A 19,451-nucleotide genomic window follows, 5' to 3' on the forward strand; every position below is an offset into this window, starting at 1 on the left:
TGACTTGCAAGGCAACATCCTCTATCTGTTGTCTTGAAAGACAACACTTGATGTGTCCTTCAGAACAAAGGAGGCGTAGATGCCTTACGCAGATGCTGTAGCAAAAACCGCCGCAACGACCTTCTATGCCGAAAAGGACGCCGCGCCGGAAAAGGGTGCCGCCAAGGCGCTTATGGCGCCAGGTGACAAAACGCGGTTCGACGCGATGTTCGACACGATGTCGCCAGATGAACGCAAGGCGATGTTCGACGGCATCGGAAAGGATGTGGCCCGTGTCGCAGGTGCGCAGGCACTTGCCTCCATGCTCCGCGATAGCGGGTTGAGCGGTCGGGAAATCGATGCCCGTTTCGGCTATGATCATGCCGCTTTGTCACGCACGGCAAATGGGAAATCGGTCTCGGGTCCGACACTCTGGCGCCTTTACGCACTGGCCGAAGCATTGGGATTCGACATCGAGTTGAAGGTGACCGAGCGGAAATGACCAACGCTGAAGCTCTCGCCTCGTTGCTGGTAATGCTGCCCGCAATCTGGGCTGCGGTGCACCTGGGCCTGTCCCGGTTCGCCGAGCTTCGCTCCGACCGTCTTGAACGCCAAGGCGCGCCAGAATCCGACGTCACCATGCTGCGTAAACGCGCCCGAACCCTGCAGGATATGTCGCGGCTCATGCCGAACTGGATGCTGCTGATCCTGCTTTTTGCCCTCGCCTGGCGCGTGATCCTGCTCATATTGGACCTCGCCTGCTGAAGAACACCAGCTCACCGCTTCGATGACGCAAGCACTCCAAACACCGGTGCCTCATTATCAACCTCTCCCCACCTCGACACCCATTCCAAAACCACCTACACCTCCCCCATGCAGCCCAAACTTACCCTCACCCACACAGTCCCCGATGAAGACCGCGAGGCGATCCTTGCGGAATTGCTGGACTATAACAACGAGATCCTCGGCGAGAGTTCACGCGGCGAGATCTATATTCCGTTGAAGGATCAAGAGGGTGAGACCGAGGGTGGGCTGATTGGCTATATCGGCCGCGGCTGGCTTTATATCGAGCTTTTATTCGTGCCCGACCATCTGCGCGACAAGGGACTGGCCGGCAAGATGTTGCGGATGGCCGAAGAGGAGGCGAAGGATCGCGGTTGCACAGGCGTCTATATCGACACGCTCAACCCCATCGCCCGCCGCGTTTACGAACGGCAGGGCTATGAGGCTTTCAGCACGCTGGACGGATTTTCCAAGGGCTCGTCACTGACCTGGCTCAAGAAGAAGTTCTAGCGGCGCGTCGATCACCGCGCGTCTCCCCGTTGTCATCTGCGATGCGCGGGCATGCGCGTCCGGCCTCCAGGCAATCACGCCCTTCAACCGTGCATGCACATCATTGCCGATCGGTACCACCAGCACCCGGCCGGGGTCGACCGGACCTGGAAAATCAAGCGCCTTCCAGCCGACCTTTTCAAAACCGAGCGGCATGTAATAGGGCGGATCCCCGATCAGGATCACGGCTTCGGAGCCGGCCCGCCGGGCAGCCTCGATGGCAATACGCACCAGTTCGCGGCCAATGCCCATATTCTTGTGGGAGGGCCGAACGGCGAGCGGCCCGAGAAGATGGCCTTTCACGGCCCCCGCCATCACCGGCGTCATGATCACCGATGCGATCGTCTCGCCGTGATCGGCGCAAACGAAGGAGAGCGACCGGTCATGCGGCCCCTGCTCACGAATGCGCGCCGCAGCCCGCGTGTGCCGGCCGGGGCCGAACGCTTCTTCATTGATAATCTCGATGACGTCGTCATGCGACGCATCCTCGGTGAGGTAGACAAGGCTGTGGGTGTTCATGAGCGAGACCGTAAATATCAGGACAAACAAGACGACAGGCGGATGCAACGCGCGGGTGGCGTTCTCAAAGCATCAGCGTCGTCGAAGGGTCCTGAATACGGTCATTGGGTCGCTTCCATCGAAAAAGTGAAGGCCTCGATACCAGCAAATTTTCCTGCCGTCCAACGGAAAACGCACTGTTCATAGTTACGCCCCTCGCTTTCCTGAGCCAGCGCCTTATTTTTGAGAGCATAGCAAAACAACAGAACAACCGGAAGGAAACTCCCATGGGAAGGCTCGTAGACGGAAAATGGCAGGACATCTGGTACGACACCAAGTCGACCAAGGGACATTTCAAGCGCAGTGAATCCGGTTTCCGCAACTGGCTGACAGCCGATGGCGAGGCAGGTCCCTCCGGCACTGGCGGCTTCAAGGCGGAGTCTGGTCGCTACCACCTCTATGTATCCTATGCCTGTCCCTGGGCACATCGCACACTGATCTTCCGCGCCCTCAAAAACCTGGAAGACCACATTTCCGTGTCGGTCGTCGATCCGCTGATGCTGGAAAATGGCTGGGAGTTTAAAAAGGGCAACGGCGCCACCGGCGACGACCTGTTCAACTCCGATTTCCTATACGAAGTCTATCTGCGCGCCGAGCCTGCCTATAGCGGCCGCGTGACCGTGCCTGTTCTGTGGGACAAGAAGACCAACACCATTGTCTCCAATGAATCAGCCGAAATCATCCGCATGCTGAACACGGCCTTCAACGCGATTACCGGCAATAGCGACGATTATTACCCGCAAGAGCTGCAGGCGGAAATCGACGAGGTCAACAAGCGCGTCTACGACACCGTCAACAACGGCGTCTACAAGGCGGGCTTTGCCACCACCCAGGAAGCCTATGAGGAAGCAGTCGCGCCTCTGTTCGAAAGTCTCGACTGGCTGGAAGAGCGGCTGACCTCAAAGCGTTATCTGCTGGGTGAGCGCCTGACCGAGGCCGACTGGCGGTTGTTCACCACGCTGATACGCTTCGATGCCGTCTATGTTGGACATTTCAAGTGCAATATACGCCGGATTGCCGATTACCCGGCGCTGTCAGCCTATATGCGCGACCTTTATAAGGTAAAGGGCGTGGCCGAGACCGTGCACATGGACCACATCAAGAACCACTATTACCGTAGCCACAAGACGATCAATCCGTCAGGCGTGGTACCGGTTGGTCCCGAACTCGATTTCGACCGGCCGCATGGTCGCGACAAGCTTTCGGAAGCGCTCGAAATCACCAAATATCGTCGGGCCTGACACCGGCCTGCAAATCCTTCAGACGGCGGCGCGTTGCCGCCGTCGTGCCCTCCGGCAACGCATCGAGATCGAAAAACCCACATTCCACAATCTCATGATCCGGCAATCGTTCGGCGCTCTGGCGCACATTCACCCGGTAGAAGATCACGTGGTCGCGCTTTGAGGCGCTGCGGTTGTAATAGACGTGGATCATCTGCGGCTCGCCCAGGATTTCCAGATTGCCCTCTTCCCGCAACTCCTTGACCAGCGCACCGCGCGCGGTCTCGCCCCGCTCGATTCCGCCGCCCGGCATATACCAGCCCGGCACATAGGAATGGCGCACCAGAAAAATCCGTCCCCGATCGTCGAAGCAGGCAGCCCGCACGCCCATGGTCATCCCGCGAGACAAGGCAAAATAGCTGTGAATGAGCTTCAAAATGAGCCGAGGAACACCGTGTGGCACCTCCGCGTTGGGTTTCATGTCACTCAACGTGCTTGCTCCCGTGCATGCAGGCCTCTAAGAAAAGCACCATGTTCAAGCTCGCCCACATATCCGACGTCCATCTTGGCCCCCTGCCGAAGCTGACGCTTCGCGAACTGGCCTCCAAGCGTATCACCGGATATGTGAACTGGCACCGCAACCGGCGCAAGCATCTTTTCTCCAATGCGCTGGAGCTGATGATGTCGGGTGTGAACCAGCACACGCCCGACCATCTGGCGATCACCGGCGATCTGGTCAATCTGGCAACCGGCATCGAAATCCGCGCCGCAGCAGACTGGCTGAAGCTCACCTGCGATCCCGTCAAAACCACATTGGTGCCTGGCAATCACGACGCCTATGTCCCCGGCGCGCGCGACAAGGCGCTGGCTGCCTGGTATGATTTTGTCCGCGGCGACAATGATCCGCTGATCTTCGACAAGGAGCACAGGCTGTTTCCGACCATCACGCGTCGCGGCCCGGTGGCGCTGATCGGCTGTTCCACCTCCAATGCCACCCTTCCCTTTTCCGCGAGCGGCTATTTCAGCTCGCGCCAGGCGCGCGAGACCGTCGATCTGTTGAAGGCAGCCGGCGAGGAAGGTCTGTTTCGCGTCGTGCTGATCCACCACCCGCCGATCCGCGGAGCGACCACGCCGCACAAGCGCATGATCGGCATTCGCCGCTTTGCCGCAACCATTGCAACCGGTGGCGCTGAGCTTGTGCTACATGGCCATACGCATTTGAACACGATCAACTATCTGCAGACCCGGGACCGCAATGTGCCCGTGGTCGGCATAGCGTCCGCCTCGCAAGGTCCCGGTGCCACCAAACCGCCAGCGGCCTTCAACCTGTTTTCCATCTCCGGCCAACAAGGCGCCTGGAAGCTTCACCTCGACCGCCACAGCCTGAACGCCAAGGCAAGCGGCATGGAGATCACCTGTCGTCAGGATTTCAGTCTCTGACTGAAATTGAAGACCGAGGGATCCGACCGCGCGACACCATATCGCGCAGCAGGTTTGACACCTCAACCGGACATTCATCCACCAACATATGCCCTGCGCCCACGATGCGCTTTAGCACGACATTGCCCGGCAGATTGGCAGATTGTGCAAACGGTAAAATGCCATCCTGATCGCCCCACATCACTTGAACCGGCATCGGCAGTGTCGCGATCTCGTCCATCGGCAACCTGCCCTGCACGATTTCGTCGGCGCTGCGGGTCAGGATCGCATCCAGCACAGTGGTCAGGGCCTCTCGACCGCCCGGAAGACGATGGCTGGCCAGAGCGTGTTCAACCGCTTCGGGCGAGACAGGCGCGTGAGGCCCAGCCATCGCCACCATCGCCTGCCGCATTTCACCAGTCGTCTGCGCCTTGGCAAAAACTCTCAAGGCACGGTGATGGATTGAAGCACCGATTCCCCCCGGCGCCAGCAGGCTCGCGGCTACCACCCGCTCCGGATGGCGCAAGCAAATGATCGCCGCCAGCGCTCCACCCATGGAATGACCGGCGACGAGGAATGTCTCCACGCCGCGCCGATCGAGATCGGCAATGACGGATTTTGCCATCCGCCCGGCCCCGCCGGTGCCGGCATCGCCAATGGAGCCGCCATGGCCCGGCAGGTCATAGGCAATCACTGGACAAACGCCGTCCAACTGCGCCATCACCGCTTTCCAGATATAGGCACCGCCGCCAAAACCGTGTAGAAGCACAAGCGGCGGCGATGCTGTCAGATTGCCGGAAATGACGGCATCAAGCGCCATGGATCAGGCCATCTTCTTGTCCAGAACCCGGTTGGCAGCCGAAACGATGGCTTCGAGCGAGGCCGACACGATATTGCTGTTGATGCCGGCACCGAACAGCTTGCCGCCCCCATGCTCGACTTCGACATAGGCGATGGCAGATGCGTTGGAGCCATGCTGCAATGAGTGCTCGGAATAATCAGCCACCGAAAGCTCGATGCCGAGATAGGCAGACAGCGCATTGATGAAGCCGTCGATAGGGCCTGTGCCGGTCCCCTCGATCCTCTTTGTCTCACCGTTGTCGGTAATCTCGGCGGCAACCACCCTGACGCCCTTCTTGTCGGCACCGGCTGGATAGGTGTGGTGATCGACAAACTTGATGCGGCCTTCCGGCTGGGTGACATAATGCTCGATGAACTTCTCATGGATGCGCTTGGACGGAAGCTCCACACCCTCTTCATCGGTAATCCGCTGGATTTCCTCGCGGAACTCGACCTGCATCCCGCGTGGCAGGTTGATGCCGTAATCCTCGTTCAGGATATAGGCGATGCCGCCCTTGCCCGATTGCGAATTGATCCGGATGATCGCCTCATAGGTGCGCCCCACATCCTGCGGATCGATCGGCAGGTAAGGCACTTCCCAGACAGGGGAATTGGCTTTTTTGATCGCCTTCATGCCCTTGTTGATCGCGTCCTGATGCGAGCCGGAAAAGGCCGTATAGACCAGTTCGCCCACATAAGGATGACGCTCGGGAATGACCATCTGGTTGGAATATTCGTAAACGGCCTTGATGCGCTCGATATCGGAGCAATCCAGTTCCGGATCGACGCCTTGCGTGTACATGTTGAGCGCCAGAGTGACGATATCGACATTGCCGGTTCGCTCCCCATTGCCAAACAGCGTGCCCTCGACGCGGTCGGCACCCGCCATCAGACCCAGTTCGGTCGCTGCAATGCCGGTGCCCCGGTCGTTATGCGGATGGAGCGAGATTATCACGTTTTCGCGGTTGTCGATATTGCGGCACATCCACTCGATCTGATCGGCATGAATGTTCGGCGTCGACATCTCCACCGTGGACGGCAGGTTGAGGATCAACTTGTTGTCCGGCGTGGGCTTGATGATATCGATGACCGCATTGGAAATCTCCAAAGCCACGTCCAGTTCCGTACCGGTGAAGCTTTCCGGGGAATACTGGAAGCGGAAACCGCCGCCTGCCTTCTCCGCCATGTCCGTGATCATCTTGGCTGCATCGACGGCAATCTGCTTGATCCCGGCCACATCCTTGGCGAACACCACGCGGCGCTGCAACTCACTGGTGGAATTGTAGAAATGGATGATCGGCTTGTGAGCGCCTTCCAGCGCCTCGAACGTGCGGGTAATCAGTTCCGGTCGGCATTGCACCAGCACCTGCAAGGACACATCCTTGGGTACCCCGCCCTGCTCCACACACCAGCGCGCAAAGTCGAAGTCGGTCTGCGATGCGGAGGGAAAGCCAATCTCGATTTCCTTGAAACCCATGTCCAGCAACAGCTTGAACATGCGTTCCTTGCGGTCATGCCCCATCGGGTTGACCAGCGCCTGATTGCCATCGCGCAGATCCACGGAGCACCAGATCGGCGCCTTGGTGATGGTCTTTGACGGCCAGGTGCGGTCCTGAATATCGATCTGCGGATAGGGACGATATTTCTGTTCGGCGTCCGGCATGCCCTGTTTGACGGAATGGTTCTTCAAAATCATTGTCTTCGTCTCTTCCTCTTCCCGCAATGCAAGGCGCTCATAGCGCATCGTCGGCTCATTTGCGACGGCAAATACGGAAACCCTTTCGGGTCAATTTAGTTGAATTCAGGATGTCAGAGGAGCTGTCGCCACGCGGCTTTCCGGCCGCCGGGCGCTCCTCAATGGACCCGGCAACCGCGGATAAGAAGGAGAAGCGAGTTTAGGGCGAGTGTCGGCACGCCGGCGCACATGCGGCCAGCGGCGAATGAAGTCGAATTGATGTCGCCCGAAATCTTCATGGAATCGTCTATAGCCAAGAAGAAGCGGAAGGGCAAGCATGTCATTTGCCGCAACGGGAGGCTTTGGAGCCGCGGAAACAGCCATGGAAATATGAGCGCCTCATGCGCGCGCCCTTGCCACCCGCAGCAGTACCAGGATCATGCCACCGCCGATCAGCCCCCAGAAGGCACCGGAAATGCCTGCAAAGGAAACACCCGATGCCGTCAAGAGGAAGGTCACGGCGGCCGCCTCGCGCGTTTCGACATCCTTGAAGGCTGCAACAGCCGAACCGGAAAAGGCTCCGATCAGTGCCAGACCGGCGACCGCCTCGATGAGAATTGGTGGTGCAAGCGAGACGAAACCCGTCACGGCACCTGCAGCCAGACCAAAGATCACATAGCCGATGCCGGCAATGATGGCGGCCCAGTAGCGTTTCTTCGGATCGGGATGGGCATCCTCACCGGCGCACATGGCAGCCGTAATCGCTGCCAGATTGACCGCATGGCCGCCAAAGGGCGCGGACAGAAGCGAAAAGACGCCCGTCACCGCAAACAATGGACCCGGCGCCGGATCATAGCCATTGACCTTCAGCACCGCGATTCCCGGTATATTCTGCGAGGCCATGGTGACGATGAACAGCGGCAAGGCAATCGAGATCAGCGATGCCGGGGTGAATGCCGGCATGACGAATTCGACCGGCGGTGCCAGTGAGGCCGCCCACTGCGCCATCGCGCCTTCCGGCAGATCGACACCGAAGATCATCACCACAACAAATACAGCCAGCGCCGCCGGGACCGCCCAGAGCCGCTTGAACGCGGCAACCACCGCCCATGCGACCACGATCGGCAGCGCCAGGGCCGGCAGAGACCCGATGGCCTTGAAGGGCGCAAAGCAGAGACCCAGAATGACGCCCGACAGCATGGCATTGGCAAGCGGCGCCGGAATGGCCGCAACGGCGCGGCCGAACGGCCTGAAAAGGCCGGCCACGACAATCAGCACCGCGCAGACGAGAAAGGCACCCACGGCGACCGGAAAGCCACCTTCTGGAATGCCAGCAGACACCAGCAGTGCCGCCCCCGGCGTCGACCAGGCAATGGAGACCGGCAGCCGTGTCCAGACACTGAGCACCACCGCGCAAAGTCCCATGGACACGGACAGCGCCATCACTCCCGACGCCGCCTCGAAATCCGTAGCACCGACGCCCTTCAGCCCCTGAAGCACCACGGCAAACGAACTGGCGAAACCGACAAAGGCCGTGAGCACGCCCATGAACAGGCTTTGGATGGAAAGATCTTTGAGCATGGCGCGACCCTGGCGATGAGGGAAAGGACGATACCAAGCCAAAATCAAATCCAGCGCCTGCTGGCAAGGCCATTCTAGGCCAAAGTGTTCGGGATGGAGCTTGCCAATGTCGGACGGCTCATGCCCTCTGAAAGTTGCAGCGATCCCTTAAATAAACGACATTAGAAGGCGATAGCGCTGTCTGGTACTTTTCCTTCTGAGCTTTCCGACCGCACAAATGCCATTTTTTGGACCAATCCCCGCTCTAAAGCTTGCGTTCCGCCCCCCTTTTTCCTATTGCCCCCCTGCATTGTCCCTACGGGAAGGAAACGGTCTTCATGGAAACGCCCTACTACCTGATCGACAAGTCGAAGCTCCTTGAGAACATGGAGAAGATCGCAAGGCTCCGGGAATTGTCCGGTGCCAAGGCCCTTCTTGCGTTGAAGTGCTTCGCCACCTGGTCGGTCTTCGATTTGATGCGCGAGTATATGGATGGCACCACATCCTCCTCGCTCAACGAAGTGCGCCTCGGACACGAGCGCTTCGGCAAGGAGACCCATGCCTATTCGGTCGCCTATGCCGATTACGAGATCGACGAAGTCGTATCCCATGCCGACAAGATCATCTTCAACAGCGTCGGCCAGTTGCAGCGTTTCGAAAGCCAGTCCTCCGGCATCATCCGTGGTCTGCGCCTCAATCCGGGCGTCTCCTCTTCGACCTTCGATCTGGCCGATCCCGCCCGTCCCTTCTCGCGCCTTGGCGAATGGGATCTGAACGTCGTCGAGCCTGTGATGGACATGGTCTCCGGCTTCATGATCCACAACAATTGCGAAAACGGCGATTTCGACCTGTTCGACAAGATGCTCGGCAATATCGAGCAGAAATTCGCACCGCTGTTGAAAAAGGCCGAATGGGTAAGCCTTGGCGGCGGTATCCATTTCACCGGGCCGGACTATCCGCTCGAAAAATTCGCCGAACGGCTGAAGCGGCTCGCAGGCGAATACGGCGTGCAGGTTTATCTCGAGCCAGGCGAAGCCTCGATCACCAAATCCACCACGCTCGAAGTGAGCGTGCTCGACAAGCTCTACAACGGCAAGAACCTTGTCGTGGTGGATTCGTCCATCGAAGCGCATATGCTGGATCTTCTGATCTACCGCGAAAACGCAAAGGTTTCCCCTAACCAGGGACCACATCGTTACATGGTCTGCGGCAAATCCTGCCTGGCCGGCGATATCTTCGGCGAGTTCGATTTCGAGAAAGAACTCAATGTCGGCGACCGGATCTCCATTCAGGATGCAGCCGGTTATACGATGGTCAAGAAAAACTGGTTTAACGGCGTGCAAATGCCGGCAATCGCCATCCGTGAACTGGATGGCAGCCTCAGGACGGTCCGCGAGTTTTCCTATGCGGACTACGAACAAAGCCTGTCTTGAAACCCCTCAAGACAAGGTTCTGACGATTGGACTTAAGGAGTTGGTCCCCATTATGAAGAAGAACGTGCTCATCATCGGCGCCGGCGGCGTCGCCCAGGTGGTCGCCCACAAATGCGCCCAGAACAACGATGTCCTCGGCGACATCAACATCGCCTCGCGCACCAAATCCAAATGCGATGCGATCATTGCCTCCGTTCACGACAAGAAGGCGATGAAGCAGAACGGCGTGCTGCAAGGCCACGCGCTTGACGCGCTCGACATCGAGGCCACCAAGGCGCTGATCAAGTCGACCAAATCCGAGATTGTCATCAATGTCGGCACAGCCTTCCTCAACATGTCGGTGTTGCGCGCCTGCATGGACACGGGCGTTGCCTATATCGACACCGCAATCCATGAAGAGCCGAACAAGATCTGCGAGACCCCGCCGTGGTACGGGAACTACGAGTGGAAGCGCGCGGAGGAATGCGCTGAAAAGGGCATCACCGCCATCCTCGGCGCCGGTTTCGATCCGGGTGTCGTCAACGCCTATGCCAAGCTTGCCAAGGACGAATATCTCGACAAGGTCACCGACGTCGACATCGTCGATATCAATGCCGGCAGCCATGGCAAATACTTCGCCACCAATTTCGACCCGGAAATCAACTTCCGCGAATTCACCGGCGTCGTCTACTCCTGGCAGAATGGCGAATGGCAGACCAACAAGATGTTCGAGATTGGCAAGGACTACGATCTGCCGGTCGTAGGCACGCGGCGCGCCTATCTCTGCGGCCATGACGAAGTCCACTCGCTGGCCAAGAACATGGATGGCGCCGACGTGCGCTTCTGGATGGGCTTTGGCGATCACTACATCAACGTCTTCACCGTACTGAAGTCGATCGGCCTCCTGTCGGAACAGCCGGTCAAGCTCGCCGACGGTTCCGAAGTCGTGCCGCTGAAGGTCGTCAAGGCCTGCCTGCCCGATCCGGCATCGCTTGCGCCTGAATATGAAGGCAAGACCTGCATCGGCGATTTCGTCAAGGGAACGAAGGACGGCAAGGAAAAGACCGTCTTCATCTACAACGTCGCCGACCACAAGGACGCCTATAACGAAGTGGGAAGCCAGGGCATCTCCTACACCGCCGGCGTCCCCCCGGTCGCAGCCGCCATGCTGGTGGCCACAGGCGAATGGGACGTGAAGAAGATGGCAAATGTCGAAGAACTGGCACCGAAGCCGTTTATCAGCATCTTGAACAAGATCGGCCTGCCAACGCGGATCAAGGACGAAGACGGCGATCGGGCTGTGGAGTTCTGAGAGCGCGGGTTAGCGTTTGACGATTGAGGGAATGCAGACCCCGCCGGAGCGATCTGGCGGGGTTTTGGTTTAGATGCGGCTGCGCTGGTAAATATCGAAAGCGGTTACCCAGACGAACGAAGCATCAATCAAGAAAAACCAAAGCGACTCGGTACTTGTAAAAATTGGCCAACGTTTGAAGATGGGTAATATGGACAGCGTGTTACAATTTCTGGGTGATGTCCTCGGCTACATGTCAGCAGGCCACCGGTCCAAGTCAAAATTCATGCGATTTCTGGTCCGAACGCTCCTTGCAACGACAGCCGCGCTTATCGCGTTGGTGATCTACCGGATGTACGTCTCGTGACCCATCAACGTAAACAGGAGACTGGCTTCCTCGCACCCCGCGCCATCGTCCCGAGAGCCGTGATATGACCTGGAGTTCCAGCAAGATTTGGCGGGAGCCAAGAGATCATTTTCAAAGCGCCCAACCAAGATGGCTTCGATCCCGATTCATTCTCTCACACCCAATGCGGACGACGACATCAACCGCAAGCCTAGCAGCTCAAAGTGCCGCGTATTGTCTGTCACGAGCGTCAAGTCATAAGCAGCAGCCGTTGCTGCGATCACGAGATCGGCTAAGCCGGGATGACGCCCCTTGGCGGTCACCAGTTCCGATAACCTCCCAAGGTGTCTCGCAACGGATGTATCCATCGGCAGCACCTGCTCGCCGAACACATGGACCAATTCTTCGAGCCAACCACCCAACAACTCTGCTCGTGCAGCATCGCCTCGACGCTGTAATTTTCGAACGCCCTGATCGATTTCGGCAACGGACATAGCCGATATCCAGATCTCGCCCTCATTGCCTCTTTCTCCCACCCAAGACAGGACACCGGGATTGGCCTGTTTACGGCCCGGTGCCAGATGGGAGAGTATGTTGGTATCGATCAGAAATCCCTTCAAAACTCAACGTCCCGCAAGCCGGATTGATTACGTTCCATCTCGGCCCCTCCGGGGTAGCGGATCAGAAAATTTCCAAATGAGGATTTCGGCTTCGCCAGTGCTCGCTTTGCGGCTTCCGCCGCTTCTACGCTCACCAGCACAGCCGCTGGCTTTCCGTGGCGGGTAATCGTCACGAATTCCCCGGACGCAGCGTCATCAACAAGGCCGGACAGGGCGGACTTTGCTTCCTTCACACCAACACTGGACATAACGACACCTCCAAAAGTAACCACTTGTGGTCACAATATAGTCGGGCAACCGATACTCAACAAGTCTACCCCCATATCCACCAGGTCCCCGCCATGCTAGGAGCCAGCCTCTCCATATATCCCAACGACCACGAGCCATCATGACCCCTGCCCTATACGCCGATACCATCGCTGACCTGCGCCCCCTCTTTGCCGAACTCGACGGGACCCCGGAGCTGTTTCAGACCTTCGATGTCCATCTGGAGCTGGCAGCCGCGGGCGGTGTGATGGTCTATGAAACCAGGCGCGCCAGGGGGCTGACGGACAGCCTTTATTACGGCCGCTCGGTCAAATCTGGCACCAACCAGCAGGTATCCCAGGCCACGGCCTTTGCCGCGATTGATCGCTTCCTGGCACTCGGCCAGTTTCTGGCCCTGTCCGGCAAGCCTGCGCAGGACGCCGTGGTGGATGCCGATTATCCCCATTGCGCGGTGCGGTTCGCCTACCGCAAGAAGGGGCATCCCAAGGCACGTTCCATGCGCATGGTGTTCATCGGCTTCAACGACGACGCGGATGCCCTGGCCTATGCTGAAAAGGCAAAAGACAGCGCCGCCTTCGTCACCGGCAGGCCCCTGAAGGGCGATCTGGCTTACGAGTGGATGTAAGCCCAAGGCCATAATTTCGCCTGCGGCTTGATCCGACGCCCGCTTTGACCCAATTAGGAGAGCACACGTCGCAAGGCGGCTCGCCACAAGGCTCGGACCCCATGTTTCATCTGATCTTCGGCCTTCCCTGGCTTTATGTCGTCATCCGCTTCATCCAGCCGCTGCCCTGGCCCTTTGCCCTGAAGGCAATGCTGGCGATTGTTCTGCTGATCGCCTCGCAATACCACCTGATCAGCCGCCTCTCCTCCGGCTCGGTCTTTGCGCCGGAATTTCCGCGCGCACTGGTCATCGGTTTCAATCTGGTCTTCGGTGCCATTGTCCTGCTCGCCGTATTCCAGATCGCGCTGGATCTCATCACCCTTGTCATCATGGCCCTCCGATGGCAGGCCATCTCCATTCCGCCGGACGCTCGTTATGCGCTAGGCGTCGCAGCATTGGCACTATCCGCCTTTGGCGTGACCCAGGCCATCCGCGTGCCGCCGCTGAAAGATATCGAGATTGCCATTCCGGGCCTGGCACCCGAATTTGACGGGTATCGCCTGCTCCAATTGACCGATCTCCACATCAGCCGGCTTTTCCCGGCACGCTGGGCAGAAACGGTCGTCTCGCGGGCCAACGCACTTGAAGCCGATCTGGTCGTCGTCACGGGAGACTTCATCGATGGCAGCGTCGAGCATCGCCGGGCAGATGTCGCCCCGCTTGCAAAGCTGAATGCGCCCGATGGCGTGTTCTCCATTCCCGGAAACCACGAATATTTCTTCAGCTACCGCGCGTGGATGGATCATCTGCGCAGTCTGGGCCTGCCCCTGTTGGAAAACAGTCATGTGGTGCTGAAGCGCGGCAATGCCGAACTGGTGCTGGCCGGCGTGACCGATCTCTCGGCCAGTGGCCATGGTTCCCCGCCACCGGACCTTGGCGCAGCTCTCAAAGGAGCGCCTGCCCAGACACCTGTCATTCTTCTGGACCACCAGCCCATGCGGGCGCGCATTGCCGCCAAATCGGGGGTCGCCCTCCAGCTTTCGGGCCACACCCATGGCGGCATGGTTTATGGCCTGCACTGGCTGGTCGCGCGCGGCAATAATGGCTTCGTCTCCGGCCTCTACGATGTCGACGGCATGTCGCTCTATGTCAACAACGGCACGGCACTCTGGCCGGGCTTCGCCCTTCGCCTCGGCATCCCTTCGGAACTCACGCGCATTACGCTTCGCCGTGGACCGGACCGGGCGTCGGACGGCCGATCCGAAGGGAACCGACTGCCTGCTCTTTAGCGCGCAAACCGGCGCGCACCGGCAACGCAGGCGACCACCGCAATGGTCGCCACCGCCATCGACCAGCTCACCACCTCGCCCAGCAGGCTGGCAGCCAGTGCTAACCCGAAAAACGGCTGCAACAGTTGAAGCTGGCCGACAGCCGCGATTCCGCCCAGCGCCAGCCCACGATACCAGAAGACAAAGCCGATCAGCATGGAAAACACCGAGACATAGGCAAGCCCCGCCCAGGCGCTGTCGCCAATGCCGGCCAGACTGTCCGGATGCGTTGCGATGGCAATCGCAAGCATCATCGGCAGCGACAGGATGAGTGCCCAGCAGATCACCTTGAGGCCGCCAAGCCTGCGCGACAGCCGTGCGCCCTCGGCATAGCCAAGTCCACAGACGATGACCGCCAGCACCATCAACAGATCGCCCACCAACGATGCTTCGCCGCCGCCCATCAGGGCAAAACCGGCGACAATGGCGCTACCGGCCAGCGAGAAAAGCCAGAACGCAAGTCGCGGGCGCTCACCGCCGCGCAAGACGCCGAAGCTCGCCGTGGCAAGCGGCAGCAAGGCGATAAACACCAGAGAATGGGCCGAGGTCACGTGTTGCAGCGCAAGCGCCGTCAGCAACGGAAACCCGATGACCACGCCGAAGGCGATGACCGCCAGCGAAACCAGATCCGACCGCTGCGGCCGCTGTCCGCCGACCACCCGCACCAGAACAAGCGCCAGGGCACCGGCAATCGCGGCCCGCGCCGAGGTCAGGAATACCGGATCGAAGCCGCTGACAGCCACGCGCGTCGCCGGAAGCGATGCGGAAAAGATCAGCATGCCGATGGCACCGTTGATCCAGCCAATTGTGGTCTTCTCCATGATCGCACTCCTGCACTGTTTTACCCTGTCTAACGCGCGACCGCTGGACGGGGCAGAGACAGAACAGTACAATTGACGCACACTGTATTGATGACAGAAGCAACACGGATGGCGGATTTCACCATGGAAGAGATAGCGAGCGGCACGCGTGTGGAACGGGTGATGACGGATATCCGCCGTCGCATTGCCGAACGAACCCTGCAGCCCGGCGCAAAACTGCCGTCAATCCGCATGGGTGCAAAGGCGATGAGCGTCTCGCCCTCCACCATGGTCGAGGCCTATGACAGGCTTGCCGCCGACGGCATTATCCGCGCAAGACCAGGTTCCGGCTTTTACGTTGCAACACCGCAGGCGCCCCTGGTTCTGGCCGACCTCGCCCCGCGACTGGATCGCGCTGTCGATCCCTTCTGGGTCTCACGCCAATCGCTTGAGGCAGGGCGCGCGGTGCTGAAACCCGGTTGCGGATGGTTGCCGCCCTCCTGGATGCCCGAGGAGGACCTGCGCCGAAGCCTGCGCAGCCTGTCACGTGCCGATGCCGCAGATCTGACCGACTACGGCACACCGCTTGGGCTGCCCGCCTTGCGCGCACAGCTGTCGCGCCGCATGGCAGAGCACAGCATCGAGGCTTCACCCGACATCATCATGCTCACCGAATCCGGGGCGCAGGCGCTCGACCTGCTCTGCCGCTTCTTTCTCGAACCTGGCGATACCGTTCTGGTGGACGATCCCTGCTATTTTAACTTCCTGGCGCTTTTGCGCGCGCACCGGGTCAAGGTGGTCGGCGTCCCCTACACCGCGAACGGTCCGGATCTGGAGCAATTTGCAACAGCGCTGGCAGATCATGCGCCGCGGCTTTATCTCACCAATTCCGCACTCCACAATCCCACGGGTGCCACCCTGTCACCGGTCACTGCGCACAAGCTGCTGAAGCTGGCGGAAGAAGCAAAACTGACGATCGTGGAAGACGATATCTTCGCCGATTTCGAACACGAGCGCGCCCCCCGCCTTGCCGCCTTCGACGGTTTTGAGCGCGTCGTGCATATTGGCAGTTTTTCAAAGACAATCTCGGCCGCAGCCCGCGTCGGCTATATTGCCGCCAGGCCCGACTGGATCGAGGGCCTGCTCGACCTGAAGATCGCCTCAAGCTTTGGCGGCCCGTCGCTTTCCGCCCAATTGGTCTCCTCGATCCTGAAAGACGGAAGCTATCGCCGCCATATGAACACGCTCAAACCGCGCCTTGCCGCCGCCATGGGCGCCACCACTCGCCGTCTCACCTCTCTCGGCCTTACGCCGCTGATCGAACCGCGCGGCGGCATGTTCTTATGGTGCCAATTGCCGAACGGTCTGGATGCCACCGAGATTGCCCGGCGGGCACTGGAAGATAACGTCGTCCTTGCCCCCGGAAACGTCTTCTCGGTCTCGCAGACTGCCACGCACTTCATGCGCTTCAATGCCGCACAATGCGTCGAGCCACGCGTGTTTGACGTTCTCGAGGCCGCGATGCGGACCTAGCTATCGCGGTATATGAAAAAGCCCGGCACTCTCGCGAATGCCGGGCTCCAACCTTCCAAGCCATCGACTGCTCTAATGCGCCGACGCCATTTTTGCGTTTTCGTCGGTATGTACCGCAAAGCGATCCAACATGTGGCTGGATGCCTCATTGGCTCCGATCACCTCGACTTCGACATTGTGGTGGCGATATTTCAGCACCACCTTGTCGAGCGCGCCAACGGCGGTGATATCCCAGAAATGGGCCTCATGCACGTCAATGACGACCTTCTTCAGCGGTTCGATGAAATCGAACGCCATGATGAAAGTCTCGGCGGAGGCGAAGAACACGGCACCATCCACGTGATAGGTGCGGGTCTTGCCATCGTCCGTGAGCGTCGAGCGCACATGGAAGAGACGGGCAACCTTGCTGGCAAAGAATACACCGGACAGCAACACGCCAACCAACACGCCCTTTGACAGGTCATGCGTGCCGACAGTCACGGCCACCGTCGCCAGCATCACGAAGGACGACGTGCGCGGATTGCTCTTCAGTTCCAGGATAGAGCGCCAGGAAAAGGTGCCGATCGAAACCATGATCATGACCGCAACCAGCGCCGCCATCGGGATGATGCGAACGATGTCGTCAAGAACGACGATCAGGAACAGCAGGAAGGCGCCAGCGATAAATGTCGACAGACGACCGCGGCCGCCAGAGGTGACGTTGATCACCGACTGGCCGATCATCGCACAACCGCCCATACCGCCGATCATGCCGGATGCAATATTGGCGGTGCCCTGGCCGATGCATTCCTGGCTCTTGGAACTGGCCGTATCGGTCATGTCGTCGACAATCTGCGCCGTCATCAGCGATTCCAGCAGGCCAACGGCTGCAAGACCCACAGAATAGGGGAAGATGATCTGCAGCGTCTCCCAGGAGAACGGAACCTGCGGCAATGCAAAGATCGGGAACGAGGATGGCAGTTCACCGAGATCGCCAACAGCGCGGATATCCATGCCGGTAAAGACGGCAATCAGTGTCAAAACGACGATTGCCACCAGCGGCGACGGAATGGCCTTGGTCACATAGGGGAACAGATAGATGATCGCCAGACCGCCGGCCACCATCAGATAGGTGGCATTGGCCACACCGATCAGTTCGGGAAGCTGCGCCATGAAGATCAGGATGGCGAGCGCATTGACGAAGCCTGTGATCACCGAGCGCGACACGAAGCGCATCACCCGTCCGAGTTTCAGGATGCCGGCGCATATCTGGATGACACCCATCAAAAGCGTTGCGGCAAACAGGTATTCCACGCCGTGCTCGCGCACCAGCGAGCCCATCAGCACGGCAGTGGCAGCAGTGGCCGCCGAAATCATCGCCGGACGACCGCCGACAAAGGCAGACACGCAGGCAATGGCAAAAGAGGCAAAAAGGCCGACCTTGGGGTCGACACCCGCAATCACCGAAAAGCCGATGGCTTCAGGGATCAGGGCAAGAGCCACAACGATACCCGAGAGCACATCGCCTCGGACATTGTGGAACCATTCGCGTTTATAGTGGACAAGATTCATGAAATTTTCCGCAAAAGTAGTGCACCGGACCGAAGATATTCCGGTCGTTCAAAGGTTAGATGCTGATGCGTTGTCTGGCGGATCGGCGGCCAGAAGAGCCACCCGGGATTTCACCGGGTCCGGGGTGAGTAGGCCGCTTATAGAAAAACGGCAGCAATGTGACAATACGCAACTTGTGCGTCGCAGTAGAAAACATCACAGAACAAAGCCCCCGGCGGAATTCCGACGAGGGCTTTGATGAAATTGTGTCCGACGGCTTTGCCGATGATCAGCCGATGTCGGCTTCCGATTCGATGATCTTGCCAACCAGACCGTATTCCTTGGCTTCTTCGGCCGAAAGCCAGAAGTCGCGGTCGATGTCCTTGGCAATTTTCTCTTCCGACTGACCGGTGGCCTTGGAATAGAGCTTGATCAGGCGCTTGTTCATCTTGATCACTTCGCGGGCCTGGATCTCGATGTCCGAGGCCATGCCGCGCGTGCCGCCAGACGGCTGGTGGATCAGGAAGCGCGTATTGGGCAGGCTCAGGCGCTGCTCCTTCGGCACGGAAATATAGATCAGCGAACCGGCAGATGCCGCCCAACCCGAGGCAATCACCCAGACCTTGGGCTTGATGAACTTGATCATGTCATGGATCGCGTCGCCCGCTTCCACATGACCGCCCGGCGAGCAGACAAATACGCGGATATCTTCATCCGATGCAGCAGCAAGTGCCACCAGTTGTGTGCAGACCTTCTGCGCAAGCTCCATGGTGATGCCACCATAGATGAAGATCGAACGCGACTTGAAAAGGTTCGCTTCCGTTTCCTTGCCGATCGGCAGTTCCTTGCTCTTGTCGTCGTCGTCTTCATTCATCGGAGGCTGCTCCAGCGTTTCTTGGTGTCTTCTGAATTCCGCACATAATGCGACTCAAGGTCTAAAACAATGGCGCGCAAACGGAAAGGCCGGGTTGTGCTTTATCTCCTCTATGTCGGCAAAGATGGTAAACCCGCTCGCTATTCACAGCGACCAGCCCCGTTTTGCCCGATCTATGCTCTGTCGGACGACTCTGCCTCGTTCGGCAGCACAGGAGTGCCACGCCACCTCGAGGCTAGTTCCTCCCTGCCCTACATACCGGG

General features: G+C 59.1%; 20 protein-coding genes and 1 other annotated feature. Of the genes, 10 read left to right on the forward strand and 10 right to left on the reverse strand.

The window, feature by feature from the left end; all coding sequences use genetic code 11:
- The first annotated feature begins 79 nt into the window (after positions 1-79).
- From ACQQ2Q_RS12230 to ACQQ2Q_RS12240, 3 genes are all read left to right on the forward strand, one after another.
- Positions 80-481: an XRE family transcriptional regulator gene (locus ACQQ2Q_RS12230; RefSeq protein WP_428187340.1), complete on the forward strand. Its 402-nt coding sequence runs from the start codon at positions 80-82 to the stop codon at positions 479-481.
- Positions 478-744 carry a hypothetical protein gene (locus ACQQ2Q_RS12235; RefSeq protein ID WP_428187341.1) on the forward strand — a complete coding sequence of 89 codons (267 nt, stop codon included), beginning with the start codon at positions 478-480 and terminating at the stop codon, positions 742-744. The genes ACQQ2Q_RS12230 and ACQQ2Q_RS12235 overlap by 4 nt, the downstream gene beginning before the upstream one ends.
- Before the next feature lie 108 nt (positions 745-852).
- A complete protein-coding gene (locus ACQQ2Q_RS12240) occupies positions 853-1,272 on the forward strand; it encodes a GNAT family N-acetyltransferase (protein WP_428187342.1) in 420 nt (139 codons plus the stop codon).
- Here ACQQ2Q_RS12240 and ACQQ2Q_RS12245 read toward each other — a convergent pair.
- Positions 1,243-1,830, reverse strand: coding sequence for a GNAT family N-acetyltransferase (locus tag ACQQ2Q_RS12245; RefSeq protein ID WP_428187343.1), 588 nt, complete (start codon positions 1,828-1,830; stop codon positions 1,243-1,245). The two genes, ACQQ2Q_RS12240 and ACQQ2Q_RS12245, sit on opposite strands and share 30 nt — an antisense overlap.
- A gap of 266 nt (positions 1,831-2,096) precedes the next feature.
- Between ACQQ2Q_RS12245 and ACQQ2Q_RS12250 the strand changes: the two genes are divergently transcribed.
- Positions 2,097-3,110, forward strand: coding sequence for a glutathione S-transferase family protein (locus ACQQ2Q_RS12250; protein ID WP_428187344.1), 1,014 nt, complete (start codon positions 2,097-2,099; stop codon positions 3,108-3,110).
- Here ACQQ2Q_RS12250 and ACQQ2Q_RS12255 read toward each other — a convergent pair.
- Positions 3,088-3,570: an NUDIX domain-containing protein gene (locus tag ACQQ2Q_RS12255; RefSeq protein ID WP_428187508.1), complete on the reverse strand. Its 483-nt coding sequence runs from the start codon at positions 3,568-3,570 to the stop codon at positions 3,088-3,090. The genes ACQQ2Q_RS12250 and ACQQ2Q_RS12255 overlap by 23 nt on opposite strands.
- A 50-nt stretch (positions 3,571-3,620) precedes the next feature.
- Here ACQQ2Q_RS12255 and ACQQ2Q_RS12260 point away from each other — a divergent pair, with 50 nt between their 5' ends.
- Positions 3,621-4,529 (forward strand): metallophosphoesterase family protein, encoded by a 909-nt coding sequence (locus tag ACQQ2Q_RS12260; protein ID WP_428187345.1) that lies wholly within the window; start codon positions 3,621-3,623, stop codon positions 4,527-4,529.
- Here the strand turns inward: ACQQ2Q_RS12260 and ACQQ2Q_RS12265 are convergent.
- The 3 genes from ACQQ2Q_RS12265 to ACQQ2Q_RS12275 form a co-directional block, all read right to left on the reverse strand.
- Positions 4,519-5,328: an alpha/beta fold hydrolase gene (locus ACQQ2Q_RS12265; protein ID WP_428187346.1), complete on the reverse strand. Its 810-nt coding sequence runs from the start codon at positions 5,326-5,328 to the stop codon at positions 4,519-4,521. The genes ACQQ2Q_RS12260 and ACQQ2Q_RS12265 overlap by 11 nt on opposite strands.
- A 3-nt stretch (positions 5,329-5,331) precedes the next feature.
- Complete coding sequence (gene leuA / locus ACQQ2Q_RS12270; RefSeq protein ID WP_428187509.1) at positions 5,332-7,044, reverse strand: 2-isopropylmalate synthase; 1,713 nt, start codon at positions 7,042-7,044, stop codon at positions 5,332-5,334.
- Positions 7,045-7,422: 378 nt separating this feature from the next.
- Complete coding sequence (locus ACQQ2Q_RS12275) at positions 7,423-8,604, reverse strand: benzoate/H(+) symporter BenE family transporter (protein WP_428187347.1); 1,182 nt, start codon at positions 8,602-8,604, stop codon at positions 7,423-7,425.
- Between the two features lie 317 nt (positions 8,605-8,921).
- Here ACQQ2Q_RS12275 and ACQQ2Q_RS12280 point away from each other — a divergent pair, with 317 nt between their 5' ends.
- Together ACQQ2Q_RS12280 and ACQQ2Q_RS12285 are read left to right on the forward strand one after the other, a co-directional pair.
- A complete protein-coding gene (locus ACQQ2Q_RS12280) occupies positions 8,922-10,016 on the forward strand; it encodes a carboxynorspermidine decarboxylase (RefSeq protein ID WP_428187348.1) in 1,095 nt (364 codons plus the stop codon).
- A 52-nt stretch (positions 10,017-10,068) separates the two neighbouring features.
- Positions 10,069-11,307 carry a saccharopine dehydrogenase family protein gene (locus ACQQ2Q_RS12285; RefSeq protein WP_428187349.1) on the forward strand — a complete coding sequence of 413 codons (1,239 nt, stop codon included), beginning with the start codon at positions 10,069-10,071 and terminating at the stop codon, positions 11,305-11,307.
- 492 nt (positions 11,308-11,799) lie between these two features.
- On the opposite strand, the gene ACQQ2Q_RS12290 is transcribed toward ACQQ2Q_RS12285, so the two are convergent.
- Both ACQQ2Q_RS12290 and ACQQ2Q_RS12295 read right to left on the reverse strand, forming a co-directional pair.
- Positions 11,800-12,252, reverse strand: a complete 453-nt coding sequence (locus tag ACQQ2Q_RS12290) for a type II toxin-antitoxin system VapC family toxin (protein ID WP_428187350.1) — start codon at positions 12,250-12,252, stop codon at positions 11,800-11,802.
- A complete protein-coding gene (locus ACQQ2Q_RS12295) occupies positions 12,249-12,500 on the reverse strand; it encodes a type II toxin-antitoxin system Phd/YefM family antitoxin (protein WP_428187351.1) in 252 nt (83 codons plus the stop codon). Before ACQQ2Q_RS12295 ends, ACQQ2Q_RS12290 begins: the two co-directional genes overlap by 4 nt.
- A gap of 140 nt (positions 12,501-12,640) precedes the next feature.
- Here ACQQ2Q_RS12295 and ACQQ2Q_RS12300 point away from each other — a divergent pair, with 140 nt between their 5' ends.
- Entirely contained in the window at positions 12,641-13,144 is a 504-nt protein-coding gene (locus ACQQ2Q_RS12300) for a hypothetical protein (protein WP_428187352.1), read from the forward strand.
- A 101-nt stretch (positions 13,145-13,245) separates the two neighbouring features.
- Positions 13,246-14,412 carry a metallophosphoesterase gene (locus ACQQ2Q_RS12305; protein ID WP_428187353.1) on the forward strand — a complete coding sequence of 389 codons (1,167 nt, stop codon included), beginning with the start codon at positions 13,246-13,248 and terminating at the stop codon, positions 14,410-14,412.
- Here the strand turns inward: ACQQ2Q_RS12305 and ACQQ2Q_RS12310 are convergent.
- The gene (locus ACQQ2Q_RS12310; protein ID WP_428187354.1) at positions 14,409-15,272 is read right to left on the reverse strand and encodes a DMT family transporter; all 864 of its coding nucleotides are present in this window, start codon (positions 15,270-15,272) and stop codon (positions 14,409-14,411) included. The two genes, ACQQ2Q_RS12305 and ACQQ2Q_RS12310, sit on opposite strands and share 4 nt — an antisense overlap.
- Positions 15,273-15,380: 108 nt before the next feature.
- On the opposite strand from ACQQ2Q_RS12310, the gene ACQQ2Q_RS12315 reads away from it, so the two are divergent.
- Entirely contained in the window at positions 15,381-16,784 is a 1,404-nt protein-coding gene (locus ACQQ2Q_RS12315) for a PLP-dependent aminotransferase family protein (protein WP_428187355.1), read from the forward strand.
- Between the two features lie 72 nt (positions 16,785-16,856).
- On the opposite strand, the gene ACQQ2Q_RS12320 is transcribed toward ACQQ2Q_RS12315, so the two are convergent.
- Both ACQQ2Q_RS12320 and ACQQ2Q_RS12325 read right to left on the reverse strand, forming a co-directional pair.
- Positions 16,857-18,335, reverse strand: a complete 1,479-nt coding sequence (locus tag ACQQ2Q_RS12320) for a SulP family inorganic anion transporter (RefSeq protein ID WP_428187356.1) — start codon at positions 18,333-18,335, stop codon at positions 16,857-16,859.
- A 68-nt stretch (positions 18,336-18,403) separates the two neighbouring features.
- Positions 18,404-18,459: a sequence feature (sul1 is cis-regulatory element that is thought to sense ions involved in sulfur or methionine metabolism; They are found in Alphaproteobacteria), on the reverse strand.
- A gap of 144 nt (positions 18,460-18,603) precedes the next feature.
- On the reverse strand, positions 18,604-19,188 hold the full coding sequence (locus tag ACQQ2Q_RS12325; RefSeq protein WP_428187357.1) for an ATP-dependent Clp protease proteolytic subunit: 585 nt from the start codon (positions 19,186-19,188) through the stop codon (positions 18,604-18,606).
- Between the last annotated feature and the right edge of the window lie 263 nt (positions 19,189-19,451).

Source organism: Agrobacterium sp. ES01 (genome assembly GCF_050320885.1).
GTDB lineage: Bacteria > Pseudomonadota > Alphaproteobacteria > Rhizobiales > Rhizobiaceae > Allorhizobium.

Bases quoted from the DNA above. Each gene is read 5' to 3' on its own strand.
- ACQQ2Q_RS12230 (WP_428187340.1), top strand. From the start codon at position 80: ATGCCTTACGCAGATGCTGTAGCAAAAACCGCCGCAACGACCTTCTAT.
- ACQQ2Q_RS12235 (WP_428187341.1), top strand. From the start codon at position 478: ATGACCAACGCTGAAGCTCTCGCCTCGTTGCTGGTAATGCTGCCCGCA.
- ACQQ2Q_RS12240 (WP_428187342.1), top strand. From the start codon at position 853: ATGCAGCCCAAACTTACCCTCACCCACACAGTCCCCGATGAAGACCGC.
- ACQQ2Q_RS12245 (WP_428187343.1), bottom strand. From the start codon at position 1,830: ATGAACACCCACAGCCTTGTCTACCTCACCGAGGATGCGTCGCATGAC.
- ACQQ2Q_RS12250 (WP_428187344.1), top strand. From the start codon at position 2,097: ATGGGAAGGCTCGTAGACGGAAAATGGCAGGACATCTGGTACGACACC.
- ACQQ2Q_RS12255 (WP_428187508.1), bottom strand. From the start codon at position 3,570: ATGAAACCCAACGCGGAGGTGCCACACGGTGTTCCTCGGCTCATTTTG.
- ACQQ2Q_RS12260 (WP_428187345.1), top strand. From the start codon at position 3,621: ATGTTCAAGCTCGCCCACATATCCGACGTCCATCTTGGCCCCCTGCCG.
- ACQQ2Q_RS12265 (WP_428187346.1), bottom strand. From the start codon at position 5,328: ATGGCGCTTGATGCCGTCATTTCCGGCAATCTGACAGCATCGCCGCCG.
- leuA (WP_428187509.1), bottom strand. From the start codon at position 7,044: ATGATTTTGAAGAACCATTCCGTCAAACAGGGCATGCCGGACGCCGAA.
- ACQQ2Q_RS12275 (WP_428187347.1), bottom strand. From the start codon at position 8,604: ATGCTCAAAGATCTTTCCATCCAAAGCCTGTTCATGGGCGTGCTCACG.
- ACQQ2Q_RS12280 (WP_428187348.1), top strand. From the start codon at position 8,922: ATGGAAACGCCCTACTACCTGATCGACAAGTCGAAGCTCCTTGAGAAC.
- ACQQ2Q_RS12285 (WP_428187349.1), top strand. From the start codon at position 10,069: ATGAAGAAGAACGTGCTCATCATCGGCGCCGGCGGCGTCGCCCAGGTG.
- ACQQ2Q_RS12295 (WP_428187351.1), bottom strand. From the start codon at position 12,500: ATGTCCAGTGTTGGTGTGAAGGAAGCAAAGTCCGCCCTGTCCGGCCTT.
- ACQQ2Q_RS12300 (WP_428187352.1), top strand. From the start codon at position 12,641: ATGACCCCTGCCCTATACGCCGATACCATCGCTGACCTGCGCCCCCTC.
- ACQQ2Q_RS12305 (WP_428187353.1), top strand. From the start codon at position 13,246: ATGTTTCATCTGATCTTCGGCCTTCCCTGGCTTTATGTCGTCATCCGC.
- ACQQ2Q_RS12310 (WP_428187354.1), bottom strand. From the start codon at position 15,272: ATGGAGAAGACCACAATTGGCTGGATCAACGGTGCCATCGGCATGCTG.
- ACQQ2Q_RS12315 (WP_428187355.1), top strand. From the start codon at position 15,381: ATGGCGGATTTCACCATGGAAGAGATAGCGAGCGGCACGCGTGTGGAA.
- ACQQ2Q_RS12320 (WP_428187356.1), bottom strand. From the start codon at position 18,335: ATGAATCTTGTCCACTATAAACGCGAATGGTTCCACAATGTCCGAGGC.
- ACQQ2Q_RS12325 (WP_428187357.1), bottom strand. From the start codon at position 19,188: ATGAATGAAGACGACGACGACAAGAGCAAGGAACTGCCGATCGGCAAG.